At 47.3% G+C, this 3,398-nt stretch carries 3 protein-coding genes, 1 tRNA gene and 1 pseudogene; all 5 read left to right on the forward strand.

The window, feature by feature from the left end; genetic code table 11:
- A partial coding sequence (locus A3751_RS14480; RefSeq protein ID WP_082863278.1) for a TIGR01777 family oxidoreductase occupies positions 1-899 on the forward strand: 899 nt, incomplete at its 5' end.
- Between the two features lie 69 nt (positions 900-968).
- Positions 969-1,556, forward strand: coding sequence for a hypothetical protein (locus A3751_RS14485; RefSeq protein ID WP_156492485.1), 588 nt, complete (start codon positions 969-971; stop codon positions 1,554-1,556).
- 82 nt (positions 1,557-1,638) lie between these two features.
- Positions 1,639-1,714 (forward strand) — tRNA-Glu (locus tag A3751_RS14490).
- Between the two features lie 236 nt (positions 1,715-1,950).
- Positions 1,951-3,162 (forward strand): EAL and HDOD domain-containing protein, encoded by a 1,212-nt coding sequence (locus A3751_RS14495; RefSeq protein WP_068457363.1) that lies wholly within the window; start codon positions 1,951-1,953, stop codon positions 3,160-3,162.
- A gap of 38 nt (positions 3,163-3,200) precedes the next feature.
- A pseudogene (locus tag A3751_RS14500) lies at positions 3,201-3,398 on the forward strand (acetate kinase); the annotation flags it as partial.

A 3,398-nucleotide genomic window follows, 5' to 3' on the forward strand; every position in this document is an offset into this window, starting at 1 on the left:
AACACGACATTGATTATTTAATAACTGGCGGGTCCGGCCTAATTGGCAGTGCATTTATCCGATCACTGCCGAGCGAGGTTTCGGTTGTCGTTCTCTCCCGTCAAGAGCCGAAGACCGTTACTGCTAAAATCGGAAGGAAAGTGGAAGTTATTTCGAGCTTCACCCAGATTCCGGCGAAAAGTACGATCCGTTACTGCCTTAATCTGAGTGGAGAGCCTATCGTCGACAAACCTTGGACAATGCAACGAAAGCAGAATCTTCGCGCTAGTCGGATCGGTATAACAGAAGAGCTCGCCGCGCTGTCACGTACTTTGCCAAGACCCTTCGAGGCGTTGGTCAGCGGTTCTGCCATAGGCTTTTATCCGTCATCGCCCACAACAACGTTTGACGAGGCAAGTGGCAACGGTGAAGGCTTCTCCGCTCAGCTATGCCGTGACTGGGAAGAAGCGTCAACTCACGTCAGATCAGATCGAACATGCATGTTAAGGACCGGTATCGTGCTTGCCAAGCAAGGAGGGATGCTCCAAAAGCTAAAACTTAGTTTTGGCTTGGGTCTGGGGGCGACCATGGGCAATGGTGCACAAATGATGTCTTGGGTTCATGTAGAAGATGCCGTCGGGATCATTCACTTGCTCTTTGGCTCCGAGGCTGCAGCAGGGCCTGTCAATATGTGCTCGAATTCACCAGTGAGCAATCGCGAGTTCAGCGATGCACTTGCCAAATCACTCGATAAACCAAGGTTTTTCGCCATGCCGGCTTTCGTCGTCAATCTTATTTTTGGAGAGCGCGCAGCACTCCTACTAGACAGTCAAACCGTGACCCCAGAATATTTGAATAATTTGGGCTATAGTTTTAAGTACTCGACAATTAGCGAAGCGTTGGCCGCCATTTATCCATAAAGGTTTGGTTGGCGGGCAGAACTTTGGGTAGTCTTCGCTCTTCACGCATTCAATCAGCTGGATTTAAACTTGCTCCACTTCGTATCGCCGGGCATCGCCCTGTTCCTCGTATTACTAGCGTTACAGTGCAATACTGCGCTCGCACGTTCAGATCAGCGCGCAAACCCAGACATCCCACATGACTTTATCTCATGCACAATGCTCACTATTGAGCAGCTAACGGTGCTTCAGCTCGCCCAGAGAGGGATACCGCAAAACGATGCGATCAACACGCTCCCTTTTGGGCAAAAAAAGGCGAAACAACGCGTAATAGAGATATACGAGTTGCTCGACAAAGAAGGTATCCTTAATGCCTATTCTCTGGTTAATAGTAACTATGCGCGCTGTGCCAAATTAGTGTTTGAGGCAAAGGGTGCGCCCGCAAAAGACCTTTTGGAATACCCCTATTACTTTTGCGCCGGTGAAAACAAACTACGGTATGAAATCATCTTGCGCGTTAATGCGACATTCAACATCGACCAGGTACTACTAGAAACGCCTGATTCGCATTTTGATGTCGCAATCCAATACTTTAAGCTCATTGAAAACAAAGGAATGTTAGCCAGCTTTGACTACACCGCGAACAATTTAAAGGCCTGCGTGAATCAAATACAGTAATTTGCACAGTGGTGAATATTTTTTGTTGACTTCAAAAAACAAAGTCCCTAATATTCGCGCCACTTCGACGAAGTACCTATGCGTCCCCTTCGTCTAGAGGCCTAGGACACCGCCCTTTCACGGCGGTAACAGGGGTTCGACTCCCCTAGGGGACGCCACTTCTTTTTTCTACCAGATGGATGTTTTTGCACTTAGCAAGTGCAAGCTGCTAAGCACCCGCTGCGCTATCTCCTCAAACAACGTCGTTACCTCGAATGTTACATGCATTTATTGCAATTTTTTCTACTCTAGCCGCTCTCACAAGGCAAAAGGTCAGCTACACTTAACTACATACTCTTGAATACTAGCAGTCAACTCGCCATCGAAGCTTCGAACGGCCGCTTAATTAGGTTTTATGCAGAAAGACGATGTGCTGCTGGCGCGGCAACCAATATACGATGCGAATAAAGAAATTTATGGCTATGAGCTGCTGTTTCGCGACAATGAGCAGAACGCCGCAAATATTCTTTGTGATCTCAGTGCCACATCCAATGTTTTACTAAACCTTTTCACCGAAAGCGATTTGCAGTTTGTGACGGGCGGCGCCCCGGCTTTTGTTAACTTCTCCGGCGAACTTTTAATGGAACGCCCCATCTTTGACCCCCATTCGATCGTCATCGAGATTCTGGAGCACGTAAAGATAACACCAAGCTTTATTAAACGTGTTATCGAGCTGAAGAAAATTGGCTATACCCTCGCTTTAGATGATGTCGTCAGGGCACCGCAATACAAGCCGCTACTGCCCTACATTGATATCGTAAAAGTCGACATTCTCGGACAAACACTAAGTGATATCCAAAACACCGTTGACTACTTAAAACCCTTTGACCTCACGCTGCTTGCCGAAAAAGTAGAAACGCACAAAGAGTTTGAAGCATGTAAGGCGATGGGATTTCAACTTTTTCAGGGTTACTTTTTAGCGAAGCCCGAGATAATGCATGGTCAAAAACTTGCGACCAATCAAATTGCAGTACTGGGTCTCGTTGCCGAGCTTCAAGACCCCACGACAGACGTCAAACGAATTAGCGATATCATTTCTCAAGATCCGGTTATTAGCTATAAATTACTGCGTTTGATTAATTCCGCAGCGTATCGTCGAACTAAAGAGATTGATTCCATCAATTCTGCTGTTGCGCTGCTTGGGATTAATCGAGTGCGCAGCTGGGCTACGCTGCTCGCGCTCAGCAAACTCGACAATAAACCAGATGCTCTTCAATATATTGCTATTGTTCGCGCTTTGACTTGCGAGAAGCTTGCGCAACAAATCGATCCGAGCATGCAAACTGAATATTACACATCTGGTCTTTTAAGCTGCTTGGATGCGTTTTTTGATGTCCCAATCGTGGAGCTCATTGAGCAAATTCCCGTAAAGGAATCGATGCGCGAGGCGCTCATAGATCGAACGGGGCCTCAGGGCTTAATCATTAACTCAACCTTGCTTTTTGAACAGGGCCGCGTCGATGAAATCGACTGGGAAGGCCTTGCAGAGATAGGTTTAGACCCCCAGCTTATAAACGACACGTACTACGAATGTTCCGCTCTCGCAGCCGAAGCGAGCGGTTTTTAATATACTGGCTGTCAGTGTAAGGAAGCGGTATCCCTGATATGCAAAATAAAATACTCGTTATCAACTGCGGCAGCTCGTCGCTGAAATTTGCTTTATATTCCCAAGATAATCGAAATGCGCTCGTCACCGGACTTGCGGAAGCGCTTGGAAGTGAGGAGGCGCGAGCAAAAATCGAATTTAGCGACTCAAGCCAGAATCACATCGAGCTTCCATACGCCGACCACGGCAGCATCATT

It is taken from the genome of Oleiphilus sp. HI0080 (genome assembly GCF_001635135.1).